Here is a 1510-nt window from a genome sequence, read left to right on the forward strand (position 1 = left end):
TTGATAACTTAAGAAGTAAACTTTACCATCTTTTAAATTCTCTATCCAATGACACGATCGGGTATTTGACGGGATGGTCTTGGATTTTAGAAGCTCTATGTCTGTCAGGAATTTAGAAAAATGGTATTACGTCACGACTATTGAAAATTAATATTAGTGCAAATGCTCAAAGTCCCTCTCCCTTCTCCCCACCTCCCTGATTAATAACGGATGCGAGGATCAATGTAAGCATTGATTAAATCGATCAAAATACTGGCAAAGACCACTATTGTCGCAAAAAAAGCCATTAATCCCTGCACTGTTGGGTAATCCCGCAGAGAAATCGCCCGATATAACTGATTTCCCAAACCCGGCCAAGAAAAAGTAACTTCCGTCAAGACTGCACCACCTAAAAGAGCCGCAAAAGTTAATCCTAAAACAGTAATTACGGGAATTAGGGCATTTTTCAGCGCATGGGCAATCATAATCGTTTTTTCTGGTATTCCTCTCGCTTTTGCCGCATCTACATAGTCCGCTTGCAAAGTTTGTTTCAGATTAACTCGCACCATCCGTTCAAAAATCCCACTCAAAAGAATGCCGAGAGTAAAACTAGGTAAGGCTAGATAATACAACGCCGTAGGCAACTTATCTAGTTGTAGAGTCATCAGACTATCAAAGGTGTATAAACCCGTAATTGTCTGGGGTGGAGTCTCACTCAAAGGAAAACGAGTCCCCAAAGGAAACCAGCGCAACTGTACCGCAAAAATTAGCTGTAAGAGCATTCCCACCCAAAAAATCGGCAAGGAATAGGTTATCAGTCCAAATAAACGTCCCCCCGCATCTAAGGGGGTATTCGGACGGGAAGCGGTGATAATTCCCAATCCGACTCCCACTATCACCGCAATTAGCATTCCATAAAAAGTTAGTTCCACCGTCGCCGGAAAATGTTTAGCGATAATCTCCCACACCGTCACCCCCTTACTGGTTAAAGAGTCTCCTAAATTGAGACGCATGAGATTGAAAATATAGTCTAGATACTGGAAAAATAGGGGCTTATTCAGTCCTAACTGTTCTCTTAGGGCATTTTTGGCACTTTCAGGAGCGCGGTTGCCTAAAATCGCATCCGTGGGATCACCTGGGGCAACACGCATCAGTAGAAAAACCACCGTCACGATCGTCCATAACATCAAGGGAGCTAGGAGTAAACGCACCAGTAAATAGGATTGTAAAGCAGCGCGGCGAGACATGAGGGCTTTCCTTTCAGAAGATAGATTCTCAAGGAACCATACCCCAAAAAGGACCGAGCGATCGAGAAAAAATTAAGCTGAGGGAATATTTAGTACAAGTAAACTAAAGTAGCTGCACCGACAGTTCTGAGCAAGGGACTACCAAAAGCCCCTAAAGGCTGAAAGGCTTACGGAGCAAGGGATAGAAAAAAGATCAAAAAATTTTGCCAAAAGGGGTTGACAAACCTGGGGAAGTTAGATACATTGGTAAATGCGCGGTTGAAGCAAAGCGAAAGCGAAGCGAA

Annotated in this window: 1 protein-coding gene and 1 pseudogene; one reads left to right on the forward strand and one right to left on the reverse strand. The window is 43.3% G+C overall.

Features of this window, described 5'->3' with window-relative positions; translation table 11 throughout:
- Window positions 1-116, forward strand: a pseudogene (locus tag IQ224_RS23425) (IS630 family transposase); the annotation flags it as partial.
- Window positions 117-200: 84 nt separating this feature from the next.
- On the opposite strand, the gene IQ224_RS23430 reads toward IQ224_RS23425, so the two are convergent.
- Window positions 201-1226, reverse strand: coding sequence for an ABC transporter permease (locus IQ224_RS23430; protein ID WP_002732998.1), 1026 nt, complete (start codon window positions 1224-1226; stop codon window positions 201-203).
- Window positions 1227-1510 lie beyond the last annotated feature (284 nt).

Source organism: Microcystis sp. LEGE 00066 (assembly GCF_015207925.1).
Classification (GTDB): Bacteria; Cyanobacteriota; Cyanobacteriia; order Cyanobacteriales; family Microcystaceae; genus Microcystis; species Microcystis ichthyoblabe_A.